The organism is Kluyvera sp. 142486 (assembly GCF_046569695.1).
Classification (GTDB): Bacteria; Pseudomonadota; Gammaproteobacteria; order Enterobacterales; family Enterobacteriaceae; genus Kluyvera.
The window spans coordinates 56,884-74,048 of record NZ_JBKHUI010000020.1; the positions used below are offsets into that span (position 1 = coordinate 56,884).

Below are 17,165 nucleotides of genomic sequence, written 5' to 3' on the forward strand. Positions count from 1 at the left end.
TTGCTCACCGTATCATAAATCAGACGTATTTCGGGTGCTACTCTTTAAAGTCGTTCGCATCCAGTTCATGGCGAGAGAGCAATTTATAGAACTCCGTACGGTTGCGTCCGGCCATACGTGCTGCATGAGTGACGTTGCCTTTGGTGATTTGCAGCAGCTTGCGCAGGTAGTTGAGCTCAAACTGATTGCGTGCTTCCACGAAGGTAGGTAACGCGGTGTTCTCCCCTTCCAGCGCCTGCTCAACCAGCGCATCGCTGATGACCGGCGATGAGGTCAGCGCCACGCACTGCTCGATCACGTTGACCAGCTGGCGCACGTTACCCGGCCAGTTGGCCGCCATCAAGCGCTTCATGGCATCGGTGGAAAAGGCGCGAACGAACGGCTTATGACGATCCGCCGACTGACGCAGCAGGTAGTTTGCCAGCAGCGGAATATCCTCGGTACGTTCGGCAAGCGTTGGGATCTTGAGGTTCACCACGTTCAGGCGGTAGAAGAGATCTTCACGAAACTCGCCGCGGGCCATCGCTTTCGGTAGATCCCGGTGGGTCGCCGAGATGATACGTACATTGATATCGAGATCGCGGTTGCTGCCAAGCGGGCGCACCTTACGCTCCTGCAGCACACGCAGCAGTTTTACCTGCAGCGGCGTGGGCATATCGCCAATTTCATCAAGAAACAGCGTGCCGCCTTCCGCTGCCTGGAACAGACCTTCCCGGTGGCTGACTGCGCCGGTAAACGCGCCGCGCGCGTGGCCGAACAGTTCCGACTCCAGCAGTTGCTCTGGCAGCGCCCCACAGTTGATCGCCACAAACGGCTTGGCGTGACGCGGGCTGGCGTTGTGAATGGCCTGCGCCAGAATCTCTTTCCCGGTACCGCTCTGGCCGTTAATCAGTACGCTGACGTCCGACTGCGCCACCATCTGCGCCTGTTCAAGCAGACGCAGCATCAGCGGGCTGCGGGTGACAATCGCTTCCCGCCACCGTTCATCGTTTGCCGGTGACGTGCGCTCCAGCGCTTCGTCGATGGCTTTATACAGCGCGTCTTTATCCACCGGTTTGGTTAAGAAGCTGAACACGCCCTGCTGAGTCGCCGAGACCGCTTCCGGAATTGAGCCGTGGGCGGTCAGAATAATCACCGGCATCCCCGGCTGCACTTTCTGAATTTCGCCAAACAGCTGCAGGCCGTCCATCTCGTCCATCCGCAGGTCGCTGATCACCAGGTCAATACGCTCTTTGGCCAGCACGCGCAGCCCCTGCTGGCCACTTTCTGCCGTCACAACCCGATAGCCTTCGCTGGTCAGACGCATCCCGAGAAGCTTCAGCAGGCCGGGGTCGTCATCCACCAGCAGCAAATGCGCAGGTTTACGGTTAGTCATGCTTATCCTCGTCAGATGCCGCGCCGTGAGACATATCGGCGCCCGGTTTGCGGGTAGAGAGCTGGCGTTCGATATCCGTCAGGTTTTGCAGTTTGCGGGTGGTTAAGTCCAGCTCACCCTGTAGCTGTTGCTGCTGCAGGCGCAGCGCGTCCAGTTGACCGTCGCTGGTCTCCTGCAGTTTGCTGTAACGTTGACGCTCTTCAGACAGCGATAGCTGCAATACCTGACCATCGCGCCAGAGTTGGTACAGCGGGCGAATGCGGACCGGAATTTGCGGGCTAAGGGTATCAATCGCCGTGACCACCTGCCGACGCTCGGTCGGGGTGATTTTGGCATTAGCCAGCAGGATGCCGCGCTTAAACGCACTCTGCCAGGTATCCGCCGTCAGCGGACTGGCTTCGGCACGCGCACGCGCCGCCGACAGGCGATTGGCACAGTCCACGCTGCGCAGCCAGTAAAGGGGGTTGTTCTCTGCGGTATCGCCGTCCAGTGACCAGATATCGTCGCAGTTAGTCGACAGATAATCCGCTACCTGCTGGCGCGGTTCACTGCCTTCGGTGCTGCTGCCGAGACTGTGCGGCGTCAGTGCGCTATTACATCCGGAGAGCATCAGGCAGGCGAGCCCAAACAGCCCGCCGCACCACCGCCGTGGTATCCGACTCGTCCGTGCTAAGAATTGGGGCATAGTGACTCGATTTCGATTCATGTGGTTGTTTTTTCCAGCCCAGGTACCGGGAGTTCAATGCGAAAACAGACGTTACCGTCCTGGGTGTCGAGAAGCTGTAGTTCGCCGTGCATTTTCCGAACGGAGTCGCGCGCAAGGCTCAATCCCAGGCCGCTCCCCTTCACCGCACCTTTGCGCTGATGGCTACCCTGAAAGAAAGGCTCGAAAATCATTAATTTTTCGCTATCCGGGATCGGCGTTCCGGTATTGATAACGTCTATGGCTATCCGCGAGCCGTCCCGATGACTACGGAGATAAATGTTACCGGATTCAGTGCCATAGTGCACCGCATTCGAGTAGAGATTATCCAACGCATTCAGCAATAAAGTCGGTTCCGCCAGGCAAGCCGGTGCCTGCAGGTCGACCTGCGTGTGCATCAGTTTAGCCCTTGCCGGCAGACTGTGCGCAGAAACCACCAGCTCGACTAGCGGTGCCAGTGCCACATACTCCATGCGCACGGCGGTTTCACTGAGTTTACGGTTGTAGTCCAGCAGCTGTTCAATCAGGGTTTGTAGATTGCGGCTGCTGCTATCAAGAATATCCACCACCTCTTTTTGCTCCGCCGTCAGCGGGCCGACCACCTGATCGGCTAACAGCTCGGTGCCCTCGCGCATGCTGGCGAGCGGCGTTTTCAGTTCATGGGAAAGATGGCGCAGGAACTGGTGACGCTGCGACTCCAGCCAGGAGAGGCGGTCGCTGAGCCAGATAATTCGCTGCCCGACGGAACGCAGCTCGCGCGGGCCGCGGAACATCACCTCACCGTCCAGCGACTGCCCTTCGCCCAGCCGGTTAATCATGCTCTCGATGCCCTTCACCGGGCCGATAATCATGCGGGTAAACAGCAGCACCATCGCCAGGCTCACCAGGAACAGCACCAATGCCTGCCAGCCAAAGAACTGGCCGCGTTCGGCAATCGCCTGTTGGAGTTGCTGCCCACGAGAGAAGACCACGGTACGGGTAGCCTGCACCAGCTCACCGTTGGCGCTGGAGAAAGCTTCAAGCTTCGCCACCGCCTGCTTTTCCGGGCCGCTGTTGGTGCACTGGAGGGCCGTCAGGTCGTGGAGATTCTGCCGCAGTCGCTGGTAGAGCGTGTCATCTGGCAGCACACCCGCGTGCGCTTCCAGCATATCGCTATAGCGTTTACGTTGACTCTGGTACACCTTCGCCAGCGTTGGGTCATCCAGCACGCAGTACTGGCGGTAGCTACGCTCCATATCCAGCGCGACGTTCGCCATCGCTTCGCTGCGTCGGGCATCCATCAGCGTGGTGCGGTTAGTCTGTTCGGCCTGAGCGCTGAGCATGTTGAGGCTCTGCCATGCCTGCCAGGCAAGCACCAGCAGCGGCAGCAGAATCAGCAGGAAAGCCAGCGTCACCAGTTGGCGAAGCGATCGTGGAGAAAGCGAGGGGCGTTTCAAAAGAGGTATCTCAGTCAATCAACGTACCGGAATGCTAACTGAGGATATCGATGAGGGAAAGGCCAGAAATAACAAAGCCGGGCAGAAGCCCGGCTTTGTTATGGAATAAGGCGGTGCCTAACTCAACGTTTCGCCCGATGGTTGATAAAGCAGCGCTATATGGTTGATAAAGCAGCGCTATTATCAGTTGCTGGACGGCAGGCACCTTGTTGTGCGTCATTCGAAGTTTATGTAGCACGTCCCGAAGGGGCTGACATAAGAAGGTGAATGAGCCACTGATTAATATTATGCATGATGCGTGCCAAAATACAAAACAATAAATTAACACAATGATAAATATAGAAAATACATGAAACATGTTCATGGAGGGATGAAAGCAGTTTTTGGGCATTGTGTCGCTAATTAGCAACACCCAAAGTGCATTATTAAAAAAATAAAACAAATCAAATAGTTAAATGTCTCCATTTGGCGACACAAGCACACCCTCAATGTCGGGGTTTCCCGACACTCTCGATACCAACGCATTCATGTAGGCCTGATAAGCGCAGCGCCATCAGGCAAATCTGCGCACATTGCTGGATGGCGGCGTAAACGCCTTATCCGGCCTACCGATAAAAAAGCCCCTCACCAGGAGGGGCTTGATACATTAAGCGTTAGTCTTAACCAAGCTGCTTACGCGCATTGCGGAAAATACGCATCCACGGGCTGTCCTCGCCCCAGTTTTCCGGGTGCCAGGAGTTGGAAACCGTACGGAACACGCGCTCCGGGTGCGGCATCATAATGGTGACGCGACCGCTTTCGTTGGTTACCGCGGTGATCCCATTAGGAGAACCGTTCGGGTTCGCCGGATAGGCTTCAGTGACTTTACCGAAGTTATCCACGAAACGTAGCGCCACCAGCCCTTTGCTTTCCAGCTGTGCCAGATGCGCACCGTCGCGAACTTCCACATGACCTTCACCGTGAGAGACGGCGATTGGCATACGGGAGCCTTCCATACCGGCAAGCAGCAGCGATGGGCTGCTGGCGACTTCCACCAGGCTGAAGCGCGCTTCAAAACGGTCGGAGTGGTTACGCACAAAGCGCGGCCACAGGTCGCTGCCTGGGATCAGCTCATGCAGGTTAGACATCATCTGACAGCCGTTGCAGACGCCCAGCGCCAGGGTCTGCGGACGGTGGAAGAAGGTCGCAAACTCATCGCGAACGCGGTTGTTAAACAGGATGGATTTCGCCCAACCTTCACCCGCACCGAGTACGTCACCGTAAGAGAAGCCACCGCAGGCCACCAGCGCCTGGAAGTCCGCCAGACCGGTACGCCCTGCCAGCAGGTCGCTCATGTGTACGTCGATGGCGTCAAAGCCCGCACGATGGAAGGCAGCCGCCATCTCAACGTGGGAGTTCACGCCCTGCTCGCGCAGTACCGCCACTTTCGGACGCGCCCCGGTGGAGATGTAAGGTGCTGCGACGTCGGCGGCGATATCGAAGGTGAGCTTCACATTGAGGCCCGGATCGTTATCGTTGGCTTTCGCCTCGTGTTCCTGATCGGCACACTCTGGGTTGTCACGCAGACGCTGCATCTGCCAGGTGGTTTCTGCCCACCACATACGAAGCTGTGAGCGGCTTTCGCTAAATACCGGCTGACCGTTAGCGGTCAGGGTGAAGCGGTCACCTTCAACGGCTTTACCGAGGAAGTGCACGCACTCTGCCAGGCCGTTCGCCGCCAGAATCGCTTCTACCGCCTCGCGGTCAGAGGCGCGAACCTGAATCACCGCGCCCAGCTCTTCGTTGAACAGCGCCGCCAGACGATCGTCGCCGAGGGTTGCCACGTCGGCTTCCACGCCGCAGTGACCGGCAAAGGCCATTTCAGCCAGGGTGACCAGCAGGCCACCGTCGGAGCGGTCGTGGTAGGCCAGCAGCTTACGCTGTGCGACCAGTGCCTGAATCGCCTCGTAGAAGCCTTTCAGCTGTGCCACGTCGCGAACGTCGGCTGGTTTATCGCCCAATTGACGGTAAACCTGCGCCAGTGCGGTCGCGCCCAGCGCGTTATGGCCCTTGCCGAGGTCAATCAGCAGCAGGGCGTTATCTTCAGTCACCAGCTGCGGCGTGATGGTGTGGCGCACGTCTTCGACGCGAGCAAAGGCGGAAATCACCAGCGACAGCGGCGAGGTCATTTCGCGCTGCTCGTTACCTTCCTGCCAGCGGGTTTTCATCGACATGGAGTCTTTGCCCACCGGAATGGTCAGGCCCAGCTGCGGGCACATCTCTTCGCCAATCGCTTTCACCGCTTCGTACAGACCGGCGTCTTCGCCAGGGTGACCTGCCGCTGACATCCAGTTTGCCGAGAGCTTAATGTGTTTGATGTTGCCAATCTGGGTTGCGGCAATGTTGGTCAGCGCTTCACCTACCGCCAGACGGGCGGAGGCGGCAAAGTCCAGCAGCGCAACCGGCGCACGTTCACCGATAGACATCGCTTCGCCGTAATAGCTGTCGAGGCTGGCGGTGGTCACCGCGCAGTTCGCTACCGGGATCTGCCATGGGCCAACCATCTGGTCGCGCGCGACCATGCCGGTGACCGTACGGTCGCCGATGGTCACGAGGAAGGTTTTCTCCGCTACGGTCGGCAGATGCAGTACGCGGTTCACCGCATCGGCAATCGTAATCTGTTCACGCGCAAGCGCTTCGCCCTTCGCTTTCAGCGTCTGCACGTCGCGGGTCATTTTCGGCGTTTTGCCAAGCAGCACGTCCAGCGGCATGTCGATCGGCTGGTTGTCGAAGTGGCTGTCGCCGAGGGTCAGATGCTTCTCTTCGGTAGCTTCACCAATTACCGCGTACGGCGCGCGTTCACGCTTACACAGCTCGTCGAACAGCGGCAGCTGGTCAGCGGCAACCGCCAGCACATAGCGCTCCTGGGATTCGTTACACCAGATTTCCAGCGGGCTCATGCCCGGTTCATCGCTGAGGATGTCGCGCAGCTGGAATTTACCGCCGCGTCCGCCGTCGCTCACCAGCTCCGGCATGGCGTTAGACAGACCGCCCGCGCCCACGTCGTGGATAAACAGAATCGGGTTGGCATCGCCCAGCTGCCAGCAGCGGTCGATAACTTCCTGGCAGCGGCGTTCCATTTCCGGGTTGTCGCGCTGTACGGATGCGAAGTCGAGGTCAGCATCGGACTGGCCGGAAGCCATCGAAGAGGCTGCGCCGCCGCCGAGGCCGATGTTCATCGCCGGGCCGCCAAGGACGATCAGCTTCGCCCCCACCACGATCTCACCTTTCTGAACGTGATCGGCGCGGATGTTGCCGATCCCGCCTGCCAGCATGATCGGTTTGTGATAGCCGCGCAGCTCTTCGCCGTTGTGGCTATTCACTTTTTCTTCGTAGGTACGGAAGTAGCCGGTCAGCGCCGGGCGGCCAAATTCGTTGTTGAACGCCGCGCCGCCCAACGGGCCGTCGGTCATGATGTCCAGCGCGGTGACGATACGATCCGGCTTGCCAAAATCTTCTTCCCACGGCTGCTCAAAGCCAGGAATACGCAGGTTGGACACGGAGAAGCCCACCAGACCCGCTTTTGGCTTCGCACCGCGACCGGTTGCGCCTTCGTCGCGAATTTCACCGCCGGAGCCGGTTGCCGCACCCGGCCATGGAGAGATAGCCGTCGGGTGGTTATGGGTTTCTACCTTCATCAGGATATGCGCAGGCTCCTGATGGAAATCGTAGCGGCCGGTTTTGTGGTCAGCAAAGTAGCGGCCCACTTCAGAGCCTTCCATCACTGCAGCGTTGTCTTTATAGGCAGACAGCACATGATCCGGCGTGGTTTCGAAGGTGTTTTTGATCATCTTAAACAGCGACTTCGGCTGCTGTTTACCGTCGATAATCCAATCGGCGTTAAAAATCTTGTGACGACAGTGCTCGGAGTTCGCCTGAGCAAACATATAGAGTTCGATGTCGTTCGGGTTGCGACCCAGTTTGGTAAACGCATCCTGCAGGTAGTCAATTTCGTCGTCCGCCAGCGCCAGGCCCAGACGAATGTTGGCATCAATCAGCGCCTGACGACCCTGCCCCAACAGATCCACGCTGGCAACCGGTGCCGGCTGATGATGGGCAAACAGTTTTTCGGCGTCCTGCAGCGAATCAAATACGCTCTCCATCATGCGGTCGTGTAGTTCAGCTGCCACGGCGCTGACCTGCTCGGCGGTCAGACTGGCAGCATCAACGTAGTACGCCACGCCGCGCTCAAGGCGCAGAACCTGCGAGAGACCGCAATTATGGGCGATGTCGGTTGCTTTTGAAGACCAAGGGGAGATGGTGCCAGGGCGGGGGGTGACGAGCAGCAGTTTACCGGTAGGGTTATGGCTGTTGAGGCTTGGGCCATACTGCAACAGTCGCTCAAGTCGGGCTCGCTCTTCTTTATTAAGCGGCGCGTCCAGGTCAGCAAAATGGACATACTCGGCGTAAATGTTGCTTACCGGGAGGTTGGCTGCCTGAAACCGCGTCAGCAGTTTGTTAATACGAAATGCAGACAGTGCAGGCGAACCACGCAGAATTTCCATCATAAGTCTCTCGTCTTCTCAGCTTTCAGTGTGCGCAATGGGGGAGAACGGGCGCTATTATAGAGAATCCTGCGCCCAGACGAAACCGTTTGCGTCGAAATAAAAACATCTCTTTTCTTTATCAATAGATGTGACGTATCTCTCGAATAAGTTGCCAACTGGCGCAATGTTAAGCAAAATGCCGCTCATTCTGTCATAACGCTTTAGATTATCTGGAACAACCTCTGGCAACGCAGTGAATTAACTATTTGAAAAAGTTAAAGATTAATTACCTGCTTATTGGCTTTGTGACGTTGCTGCTCGCAGCGGCGCTCTGGCCCTCTCTTCCCTGGTTTGGCAAACCAGAGAATCGCATCGCCGCTATCAAAGAGCGGGGGGAGCTGCGCATCAGTACCGTGCAATCTCCGCTGACCTACACCGTCGTCAATAATAAGGACTACGGGCTCGATTATGAGCTCGCCCAGCAGTTCGCCGACTATCTGGGCGTAAAGCTAAAAATTACGGTGCGACAGAACATCAGCCAGCTATTTGACGATCTCGATAACGGCAGCGCCGACATGCTGGCCGCCGGTCTGGTCTATAACAGCGAGCGCGTGAAAAACTACCAGGCGGGGCCGACCTACTATTCGGTATCGCAACAGCTGGTGTATCGCGTTGGTAATACGCGTCCACGCAGCCTCAGCAGCGTCTCCGCAGACCAGCTCACCATTGCCCCAGGCCAGGTGGTCATCAGCGATCTACAAAACCTACAGGCAAACAAATACCCGGACCTCAGTTGGACCGTCGATGACAAACGCAGCTCCGCCGATCTGATGCAGGCGGTGATCGACGGCAAGCTTGATTACACCATCGCCGATTCGGTGGCAATTGGTCTGTTCCAGCGCGTTCATCCTGAGCTGGCGGTTGCCCTCGACGTGACCGATGAGCAGCCGGTGACCTGGTTTAGCCTGCAGGACGATGACAATACGCTTTCCGCTGCCATGCTCGACTTCTTCGACAACATTAATGAAGACGGCACCCTTGCCCGCCTGGAAGAGAAGTACCTCGGCCACGGCGACGACTTCGATTATGTCGATACCCGCACCTTCCTGCGCGCGGTAGATAATACGCTGCCGGATCTGCAGCCGCTGTTCGAGAAATACGCCAGCGAAATCGACTGGAAGCTGCTGGCCGCTATTTCTTATCAGGAGTCCCACTGGGACCCGCTCGCTACATCCCCTACCGGGGTGCGTGGCCTGATGATGCTGACCAAAAATACCGCCCAGAGTCTGGGGTTGAGCGACCGTACCGATGCCGAGCAGAGCATTAGCGGAGGGATGCGCTACCTGCAGGATATGATGAGCAAAGTGCCCGATAGCGTGCCGCAGGAAGAGCGGATCTGGTTTGCGCTGGCGGCCTATAACATGGGCTACGCCCATATGCTGGATGCCCGCGCCCTCACCGCCAAACAGAAGGGTAACCCCGACAGCTGGGCTGACGTGAAGCAGCGCCTGCCGCTACTGAGCCAGAAACCGTGGTACAGCAAACTCACCTACGGCTATGCCCGTGGGCATGAAGCCTACGCTTACGTCGAAAATATCCGTAAATATCAGATAAGCCTGGTGGGGTATTTACAAGAGAAAGAGAAAAAAGCGACGGAAGAGATGGCGATTGCGCAAGCCTATCCGGCCGTCTCGCCGAATGAGCTCCAGCACAGTGAAAATCACATGGGGATTTTTTCATTCCTGCGCCGGGATGACCGCGAAGACAGCGACGACAGCGATTCGCCGCTGCTGCGCTTCACCTCGAAAAACTAAGCGTCTTTTCCCGCCTGTCTTAACGCTTTTTTCTGCTGCCGCCGTTCGCGGAAGAAATCGCTTAGCATCGCCGCGCAATCCTCAGCCAGCACCCCTTCGGTGATCTCAACACGGTGGTTCATGCCAGGATGGTGCAGCACATCAATCAGCGATCCTGCCGCGCCGGTTTTGGCATCGCGAGCGCCGAAGACCAAATTGCCAATACGCCCATGCACCATCGCGCCAGCGCACATCACACAGGGCTCGAGTGTCACGTACAGCGTGGTATCAATCAGCCGGTAGTTTTGCAACACCAGCCCCCCCTGACGCAGCGCCATAATCTCCGCGTGCGCGGTGGGATCGTGGCGGCCAATCGGACGATTCCAGCCCTCGCCTATCACCTGATTATTGTGAACCAGTACGGCGCCTACCGGCACTTCGCCTTCATCCCAGGCACGTCGGGCAAGTATAAGCGCGTGGCGCATCCAGTATTCGTGGTTCAGTTCAGTGTCGGACAACGTGGGGACTCCAGATGATAAAACGCCGCGCATTATACACAATATCCATCGAAGCGCAGCGCCGACTATTCCAGTTGTTCCAGTTCGCCGCGTGCGGTGACCCGCCAGCGATGCTCACAGAAAAAGAGTAGCGGATTATCCTGCTTGCTGTCGCTATAGCCGCTGTACAAGCGCAGCGGCGCACCGAGGCGTTGTTCGAGCTGAGCCACTTTTTCACGACCCAGGCAGCGAACTGACAGCACTCGCCCGCCAAACGCCCGCTGCATCTGGCTGCCAATCAGGTTCACCCGCGACATCCAGGGGGCATCCGCATAGGCACGCTCCACCAGCGTTTGTGGTGAGCCAGTGATAAGCCAGACGTCGGCATCCTGATGCTGGAGATAGCTGTCCAGCCTCTGCTGCACGGTGGGAAATGGCGTGACGGTTGCACGAAACCAGAGAATAAAGCTCGCTTCCAGCGCCTTCAGCGTCGCCTCGCGCCGGCCAAAAGTGCTTCCCCACAGCAGCACGCTTACCGGCCAGCGTGCCGCGCGCCCCTTAATCAGCATCGCCACACCAACGATCGGCAACAGGGGCAAAACCAGTAAGGCGTTAAGCGGTAATCGGCGTAACAGATAGCGTAAAAAAGCGCCAAAGAGATCCTGCTGATGCAGCGTACCGTCAAGGTCGAAAAACACCACGCGGCGACAGTGACTGACCAAATGCGTCTCCCGTTATCATCAATTCATTCAGTAACCAGACTACCAGATAGCCCATCAAGTTTCGCCCGATAGCGAGAACCGCTAGAATTGCTGCTATTTTACAATCACATAGCACATTTAATTCGATATATTCCGTTATAATAGAATACAAAATTCTTGCAAACGAGCAGAATGGTGGCCTGGCACATCGTGGTCATTGTGCCCATGAGGTTATTATGAATTGTTTACTGAGTATTCGTCAGCGTTATCCGCAGCTAGCGCAAAGCGACAGAAAGCTGGCCGATTTCATACTGGCACAGCCGGATTTAGCCCGTCATTTAAGCTCCCAGCAGCTGGCAAGCCAGGCGGGCGTGAGCCAGTCCAGCGTGGTGAAATTTGCCCAGAAGCTCGGCTTTAAAGGCTTCCCGGCGCTCAAACTGGCGCTCAGCGAAGCGCTCGCCAGCAACGTCAACCCGCACTCCGTCCCGGTACATAACCAGATTTGCGGCGATGATCCGCTGCGCCTGGTAGGTGAAAAACTGATTAAGGATAACGTCGCGGCAATGCACGCTTCCCTCGACGTGAACACCGAAGATAAGCTGCTGGAGACGGTCAACATGCTGCGCAGCGCGCGTCGTATCGTGCTGACAGGCATCGGTGCATCGGGGCTGGTTGCCCGTAACTTTAGCTGGAAGCTAATGAAGATTGGCCTGAACGCCGTCTCCGAGCAGGACATGCACGCCCTGCTGGCCACCGTACAGGCGATGACTCAGGACGATCTGATGCTGGCTATCTCTTACTCCGGGGCGCGTCGGGAGATTAATCTCGCCGCCGATGAGATGCTGCGCGTAGGCGGCAAAGTGGTGGCGATCACCGGTTTTTCCCCTAATGCCCTTCAGCAGCGCGCAACGCACTGCCTGTACACCATCGCCGAAGAACAGGCGACGCGCAGCGCGGCTATTTCTTCAACCAGTGCGCAAATGATGCTGACGGACCTGTTGTTTATGGGGCTGGTGCAGCAGGATCTGGAAAATGCGCCGGAACGCATTCGTCATAGCGAAGCGCTGGTGAAAAAGCTGGTTTGATCGTCGGTGCTATTACCACAGAAAAGGTATGGCCTGGTGAGTAAATGAGCGTATAATGCGCGCCCTGTTTATTTCGTTTCTGAGAATGTCCTGATGGCGCTGTTAATCACCAAAAAATGTATCAACTGCGATATGTGCGAGCCGGAATGCCCGAACGAGGCCATTTCGATGGGTGATAGCATCTATGAGATCAACAGCGATCGCTGCACCGAGTGCATTGGCCATTACGATACGCCAACCTGTCAGAAAGTGTGCCCGATCCCGAATACCATTCTTAAGGATCCGGCACATTCAGAGAGCGAAGAGCAACTGTGGGATAAATTCGTCCAGATGCATCACGCGGACAAAATCTAGCTTTCGATAATCACCGTTGCACAGGCGTAGTGGCGTTCATCGGCGAGCGTCACATGCATATGCGCTACGCCCATTCGCTCCGCTAACAGCTTCGCTTCACCCCAGAGCCTCAGCTTCGGTTTACCCAATTCATCGTTGTAGACTTCGAACTGGTTGAACGCCAGGCCATTGCGAATGCCTGTGCCCAGCGCTTTTGAAGCGGCCTCTTTCACCGCAAAGCGCTTCGCCAGAAAACGCACCGGCTGCTGGTGCGTCTCCCAGATAGCCCATTCGTTGTCGCTGAGCACGCGTCGCGCAAGACGATCGCCGCTACGGACGATCACCCCTTCAATGCGGGCGATCTCGACGATATCGGTCCCGAGCCCCAGAATCGCCATTACCCGCGCGCTTCCAGCATCAGACGTTTCATTTCGGCCACCGCCTCTTTCAGGCCGGTCATCACCGCACGGCCAATAATCGCGTGGCCAATATTCAGCTCATGCATTTCCGGCAGCGCCGCGATGGCTTTGACGTTGTGGTAGGTCAGACCGTGACCGGCATTCACCTTCAGCCCCAGACTGGCGGCATACGTCGCCGCTTTCGCGATGCGCTCAAGCTCTTTCGCCTGTTCAGCGTCGGTGGTGGCGTCGGCGTAGCAGCCGGTATGGATTTCGATATACGGCGCGCCAACATCGGCAGCGGCTTTAATCTGAGCGTTATCGGCATCAATAAACAGCGACACCAGAATACCGGCATCGGCCAGGCGTTTGCAGGCATCGCGCATTTTGTCGAGCTGGCCGGCTACGTCCAGGCCGCCTTCAGTGGTCACTTCCTGGCGCTTTTCCGGTACCAGGCAGCAGAAGTGCGGCTTGGTTTCGCAGGCGATCGCCAGCATCTCTTCGGTGACGGCCATTTCCAGGTTCATGCGGGTGTCCAGCGTCTGACGCAGAATGCGCACGTCGCGGTCGGTGATGTGGCGACGGTCTTCGCGTAAATGCACGGTGATGCCATCTGCACCGGCCTGCTCGGCGATAAATGCCGCCTGAACTGGATCGGGATAAGCGGTGCCGCGTGCGTTACGCAGGGTGGCAATGTGGTCAATATTGACGCCTAACAGTAATTCAGCCATGACAATCCTCGTGTCTTTATTTTTAACTTTCTAGTCTCCTCACCCTCTCCCCTAAGGGTAGAGCTGTGGGGTGAGTGCAATAGGGGTTACCGCTTTGGTACAAACTGGCGAAATAGCTCGCGGCTCTTCAACGGTTTGCCACCAAGATACGGCTTCAACGCCATGCGGGTAAAGCGTTTCGCGGCGCGCAGTGAATCCACATCAGGAAATTCCCGGTTTGCCAGCGCTTTCAGGTGGTGTCCAGTAAAGGTGTTGTTATCAATGACGACGCTTGCGATAAACCCTTTCTCTTCACGGTAGCGGTAAGTCATGGTGTCATCGACCTCGTCGCCGCTACCGGCGCAGTGGAGAAAATCCACGCCGTAGCCCAGATGCCCAAGCAGCGCCAGCTCAAAGCGACGCAGCGCAGGCTCAGGTGAGCCCGTTGCACCGGCCAGCGCCTGAATGCAGTGCAGGTAATCGAAGAACAGTTCAGAGAAGCGGGTTTCGTGTTCGAGTACGCGAGAGAGCAGTTCGTTAACGTACAGGCCGCTGTAGAGCGTAATACCGCTTAAAGGGAGTGCCAGCGAGACGGCTTCCGCGCTGCGCAGCGTTTTGACTTCGCCACGCCCGCCAAAGCGGACTAATAAGGGGGTAAAGGGCTGAAGTGCACCTTTGAGGTTGGAGCGTTTGGAACGTGCACCTTTAGCAACAAGGCGCACGCGACCCGACTCTTCCGTGAAGACGTCCAGTATTAAACTGGTTTCGCTCCAGGGACGACTATGCAGGACGAAAGCGCGCTGCCAGCCTTCCATCGGGGGTTATTCTCAGAGATCGTCAGTATAACCGAGACTACGCAGCGCGCGCTCGTCATCGGCCCAGCCAGATTTCACTTTCACCCACAATTCCAGGTGAACCGGCGCTTCGAACATCTCCTGCATGTCTTTACGGGCTTCGATACCGATGGTTTTGATCTTGGAACCTTTGTTACCAATAACCATTTTCTTCTGCCCTTCACGCTCAACCAGAATCAGGCCGTTGACGTCATAACCGCCGCGTTCGTTAGAGACGAAGCGTTCGATTTCAACGGTGACCGAGTACGGCAGTTCCGCGCCAAGGAAACGCATCAGCTTTTCACGGATGATTTCAGAGGCCATAAAGCGCTGTGAACGGTCGGTGATGTAGTCTTCCGGGAAGTGGTGAATCGCCTCAGGCAGGTGCTTACGCACGATGCCAGCGATGGTATCCACGTTCAGACCGGTCTCTGCAGACATCGGAACGATATCGAGGAAGTCCATCTGGCTGCCGAGGAACTGCAGGTGTGGCAGCAGATCCGCCTTTTCCTGCACGTTATCAACTTTGTTCACGGCCAGAATCACCGGCGCTTTACCACCGCGCAGTTTGTTCAGCACCATCTCATCGTCAGGCGTCCAGCGGGTGCCTTCAACCACGAAAATGATCAGCTCAACGTCACCGATAGAGCTGCTCGCCGCTTTGTTCATCAGGCGGTTGATTGCGCGCTTCTCTTCCATGTGCAGACCCGGGGTATCAACGTAGATAGCCTGGTACGCCCCTTCGGTATGAATACCGACGATACGGTGACGCGTGGTCTGCGCTTTACGGGAAGTGATGGAGATCTTCTGCCCCAGCAGTTCGTTCAGCAGCGTGGATTTGCCAACGTTCGGGCGACCGACGATGGCAACAAATCCGCAGTAAGTTTTTTCTTCGCTCATTCCAGCTCCAGCTTTTTCAACGCCTGTTCGGCGGCAGCCTGTTCCGCCTTGCGACGGCTGGAACCTGTGCCGACCACCGGTTCACTCAGGCCGCTAACCTGGCAGTGGATAGTAAATTCTTGATCGTGTGCTTCACCGCGCACCTGAACCACCAGATAAGACGGCAGCGGCAGGTGACGGCCTTGCAGATACTCCTGCAGGCGCGTTTTCGGATCTTTTTGCTTATCGCCTGGGCTAATTTCGTCCAGACGCGTCTGGTACCAGGAGAGGATCAGCTTCTCAACGTTCTGAATGTCGCTGTCGAGGAACACCCCGCCAATCAGCGCTTCAACCGTATCTGCAAGAATAGATTCCCGACGGAAACCGCCGCTTTTCAGTTCACCCGGCCCTAAGCGCAGGCATTCACCCAGCTCAAATTCGCGGGCGATTTCCGCCAGCGTATTGCCGCGAACAAGCGTCGCACGCATACGACTCATATCGCCTTCATCCACGCGTGGGAAGCGGTGATAGAGCGCATTCGCGATCACATAGCTTAAAATTGAATCGCCCAGAAATTCTAAGCGTTCGTTGTGCTTGCTGCTGGCACTGCGGTGCGTTAATGCCTGCTGCAACAGTTCCTGATGAACAAAAGTGTAGCCCAGCTTCCGTTGAAGCCGATTAATTACGATGGGGTTCATGCGATACCAAATAAATAAATGCGTCAAAAGTGCAGCACACGAAACAGACCTGAAGGAAACCAATGCGGTTTCGTGTGCCGTGTCTCAGATAAGAGACATCCGAAACTTCGGGGGGATATTCTATACGCAACGACAAGGGATGTCGTTAGTTTGAATGGATTAAAACACGAAATAATTCACGCGGCGACTATTCAGCCACCGCGTGAAGTCAGGCTAAGAATTAATGGATCCCACCGATGCGGCTTAAACGTACGCCGGTTGGCCATTGACCCTCTTGTTTTTCGAAGCTCATCCAGATGGCGGTGGCTTTGCCGACCAGATTTGCTTCCGGCACAAAGCCCCAATAACGGCTGTCCGCACTGTTGTCGCGGTTGTCACCCATCATGAAGTAGTGGCCCGGCGGTACAATCCAGGTTGCCAGCGGTAAACCTGACTGGTGGTAATACATGCCGACCTGATCCTGCGCGATTGGCACAGTCAGGATACGGTGATTAACATCACCCAGCGTCTCCTGGCGCTGCGTCAGGCGCACACCATCCGCTTTGCTTTCGCCCTGTGGCATCTCAAAGAAACCGCTGGTCGCTTCACCGCCGTTGCTGCGGGAGAAGGTCTGAACGAAGTCACTCGGTTCAACGTTGGAGTAAGTGACCGGCAGCGCGCTACCGCACGCCTGACCGGAGCTGCATCCTGGCTGAATGGTCACCTGTTTGGCAATCGGATCGTAGGTCACTTTATCCCCAGGCAGACCTACGGCGCGCTTGATGTAGTCAAGGCGCGGGTCTTCCGGGTATTTAAACACCACGATGTCGCCACGTTTCGGATGGCCGGTTTCAATTAACGTCTTCTGATAAATCGGATCTTTAATCCCATAGGCGAATTTCTCCACCAGGATAAAGTCGCCGATCAGCAGCGTTGGCATCATCGAACCAGACGGGATCTGGAACGGTTCATAGATAAATGAACGTACGATCAGCACGATGGCTAGCACCGGGAAAACCGACGCGCCGGTTTCCAGCCAGCCCGGTTTCGGGCCGACTTTCTTCAGCGTCTTTTTATCCAGCGCTTCGCCGGTAGCAACCTGCGCTGCCGCCTGGCGCTCCCGCCGCTTGGGCGCGAAGATAAATTTATCAACGCACCACAACAGGCCCGTGACCAGTGTGGCAATCACCAGAATCAGGGCAAACATGTTCGCCATGCC

General features: G+C 56.8%; 15 protein-coding genes. 3 read left to right on the top strand and 12 right to left on the bottom strand.

Annotated features, from left to right (window positions below; translation table 11 throughout):
• Positions 1–37 precede the first annotated feature (37 nt).
• The 4 genes from glrR to purL form a co-directional block, all read right to left on the bottom strand.
• A complete protein-coding gene (gene glrR / locus ACLGE8_RS19435) occupies positions 38–1,375 on the bottom strand; it encodes a two-component system response regulator GlrR (RefSeq protein ID WP_411000552.1) in 1,338 nt (445 codons plus the stop codon).
• A complete protein-coding gene (qseG, locus tag ACLGE8_RS19440) occupies positions 1,368–2,060 on the bottom strand; it encodes a two-component system QseEF-associated lipoprotein QseG (RefSeq protein WP_411000554.1) in 693 nt (230 codons plus the stop codon). Before qseG ends, glrR begins: the two co-directional genes overlap by 8 nt.
• Before the next feature lie 17 nt (positions 2,061–2,077).
• On the bottom strand, positions 2,078–3,514 hold the full coding sequence (qseE, locus tag ACLGE8_RS19445) for a two component system sensor histidine kinase QseE/GlrK (RefSeq protein WP_411000556.1): 1,437 nt from the start codon (positions 3,512–3,514) through the stop codon (positions 2,078–2,080).
• Positions 3,515–4,173: 659 nt separating this feature from the next.
• The gene (purL, locus tag ACLGE8_RS19450; protein WP_411000558.1) at positions 4,174–8,061 is read right to left on the bottom strand and encodes a phosphoribosylformylglycinamidine synthase; all 3,888 of its coding nucleotides are present in this window, start codon (positions 8,059–8,061) and stop codon (positions 4,174–4,176) included.
• Between the two features lie 245 nt (positions 8,062–8,306).
• On the opposite strand from purL, the gene mltF reads away from it, so the two are divergent.
• The gene (mltF, locus tag ACLGE8_RS19455; protein WP_411000560.1) at positions 8,307–9,854 is read left to right on the top strand and encodes a membrane-bound lytic murein transglycosylase MltF; all 1,548 of its coding nucleotides are present in this window, start codon (positions 8,307–8,309) and stop codon (positions 9,852–9,854) included.
• Here mltF and tadA read toward each other — a convergent pair.
• Both tadA and yfhb read right to left on the bottom strand, forming a co-directional pair.
• The gene (gene tadA / locus ACLGE8_RS19460) at positions 9,851–10,351 is read right to left on the bottom strand and encodes a tRNA adenosine(34) deaminase TadA (RefSeq protein ID WP_411000562.1); all 501 of its coding nucleotides are present in this window, start codon (positions 10,349–10,351) and stop codon (positions 9,851–9,853) included. The genes mltF and tadA overlap by 4 nt on opposite strands.
• A gap of 65 nt (positions 10,352–10,416) precedes the next feature.
• The gene (yfhb, locus tag ACLGE8_RS19465) at positions 10,417–11,052 is read right to left on the bottom strand and encodes a phosphatidylglycerophosphatase C (protein WP_411000564.1); all 636 of its coding nucleotides are present in this window, start codon (positions 11,050–11,052) and stop codon (positions 10,417–10,419) included.
• A 215-nt stretch (positions 11,053–11,267) separates the two neighbouring features.
• On the opposite strand from yfhb, the gene ACLGE8_RS19470 reads away from it, so the two are divergent.
• A complete protein-coding gene (locus tag ACLGE8_RS19470) occupies positions 11,268–12,116 on the top strand; it encodes a MurR/RpiR family transcriptional regulator (protein WP_411000566.1) in 849 nt (282 codons plus the stop codon).
• A 93-nt stretch (positions 12,117–12,209) separates the two neighbouring features.
• Positions 12,210–12,470, top strand: coding sequence for a YfhL family 4Fe-4S dicluster ferredoxin (locus tag ACLGE8_RS19475; RefSeq protein ID WP_220438321.1), 261 nt, complete (start codon positions 12,210–12,212; stop codon positions 12,468–12,470).
• On the opposite strand, the gene acpS is transcribed toward ACLGE8_RS19475, so the two are convergent.
• The 6 genes from acpS to lepB form a co-directional block, all read right to left on the bottom strand.
• Positions 12,467–12,847: a holo-ACP synthase gene (gene acpS / locus ACLGE8_RS19480; RefSeq protein WP_411000568.1), complete on the bottom strand. Its 381-nt coding sequence runs from the start codon at positions 12,845–12,847 to the stop codon at positions 12,467–12,469. The two genes, ACLGE8_RS19475 and acpS, sit on opposite strands and share 4 nt — an antisense overlap.
• On the bottom strand, positions 12,847–13,578 hold the full coding sequence (pdxJ, locus tag ACLGE8_RS19485; protein ID WP_333499509.1) for a pyridoxine 5'-phosphate synthase: 732 nt from the start codon (positions 13,576–13,578) through the stop codon (positions 12,847–12,849). Before pdxJ ends, acpS begins: the two co-directional genes overlap by 1 nt.
• An 86-nt stretch (positions 13,579–13,664) precedes the next feature.
• On the bottom strand, positions 13,665–14,372 hold the full coding sequence (recO, locus tag ACLGE8_RS19490) for a DNA repair protein RecO (RefSeq protein WP_185670086.1): 708 nt from the start codon (positions 14,370–14,372) through the stop codon (positions 13,665–13,667).
• Between the two features lie 12 nt (positions 14,373–14,384).
• Positions 14,385–15,290 carry a GTPase Era gene (era, locus tag ACLGE8_RS19495; protein WP_035891297.1) on the bottom strand — a complete coding sequence of 302 codons (906 nt, stop codon included), beginning with the start codon at positions 15,288–15,290 and terminating at the stop codon, positions 14,385–14,387.
• Complete coding sequence (gene rnc / locus ACLGE8_RS19500; protein WP_015963393.1) at positions 15,287–15,967, bottom strand: ribonuclease III; 681 nt, start codon at positions 15,965–15,967, stop codon at positions 15,287–15,289. Before rnc ends, era begins: the two co-directional genes overlap by 4 nt.
• Before the next feature lie 220 nt (positions 15,968–16,187).
• Positions 16,188–17,162 (bottom strand): signal peptidase I, encoded by a 975-nt coding sequence (gene lepB / locus ACLGE8_RS19505; protein WP_185670084.1) that lies wholly within the window; start codon positions 17,160–17,162, stop codon positions 16,188–16,190.
• Between the last annotated feature and the right edge of the window lie 3 nt (positions 17,163–17,165).

What these genes read in the sequence shown, in the direction of transcription:
- ACLGE8_RS19475 (WP_220438321.1), top strand. Translation starts at nt 12,210, where the DNA reads ATGGCGCTGTTAATCACCAAAAAATGTATCAACTGCGATATGTGCGAG.
- ACLGE8_RS19470 (WP_411000566.1), top strand. Translation starts at nt 11,268, where the DNA reads ATGAATTGTTTACTGAGTATTCGTCAGCGTTATCCGCAGCTAGCGCAA.
- qseG (WP_411000554.1), bottom strand. Translation starts at nt 2,060, where the DNA reads ATGCCCCAATTCTTAGCACGGACGAGTCGGATACCACGGCGGTGGTGC.
- purL (WP_411000558.1), bottom strand. Translation starts at nt 8,061, where the DNA reads ATGATGGAAATTCTGCGTGGTTCGCCTGCACTGTCTGCATTTCGTATT.
- lepB (WP_185670084.1), bottom strand. Translation starts at nt 17,162, where the DNA reads ATGGCGAACATGTTTGCCCTGATTCTGGTGATTGCCACACTGGTCACG.
- glrR (WP_411000552.1), bottom strand. Translation starts at nt 1,375, where the DNA reads ATGACTAACCGTAAACCTGCGCATTTGCTGCTGGTGGATGACGACCCC.
- era (WP_035891297.1), bottom strand. Translation starts at nt 15,290, where the DNA reads ATGAGCGAAGAAAAAACTTACTGCGGATTTGTTGCCATCGTCGGTCGC.
- rnc (WP_015963393.1), bottom strand. Translation starts at nt 15,967, where the DNA reads ATGAACCCCATCGTAATTAATCGGCTTCAACGGAAGCTGGGCTACACT.
- acpS (WP_411000568.1), bottom strand. Translation starts at nt 12,847, where the DNA reads ATGGCGATTCTGGGGCTCGGGACCGATATCGTCGAGATCGCCCGCATT.
- recO (WP_185670086.1), bottom strand. Translation starts at nt 14,372, where the DNA reads ATGGAAGGCTGGCAGCGCGCTTTCGTCCTGCATAGTCGTCCCTGGAGC.
- pdxJ (WP_333499509.1), bottom strand. Translation starts at nt 13,578, where the DNA reads ATGGCTGAATTACTGTTAGGCGTCAATATTGACCACATTGCCACCCTG.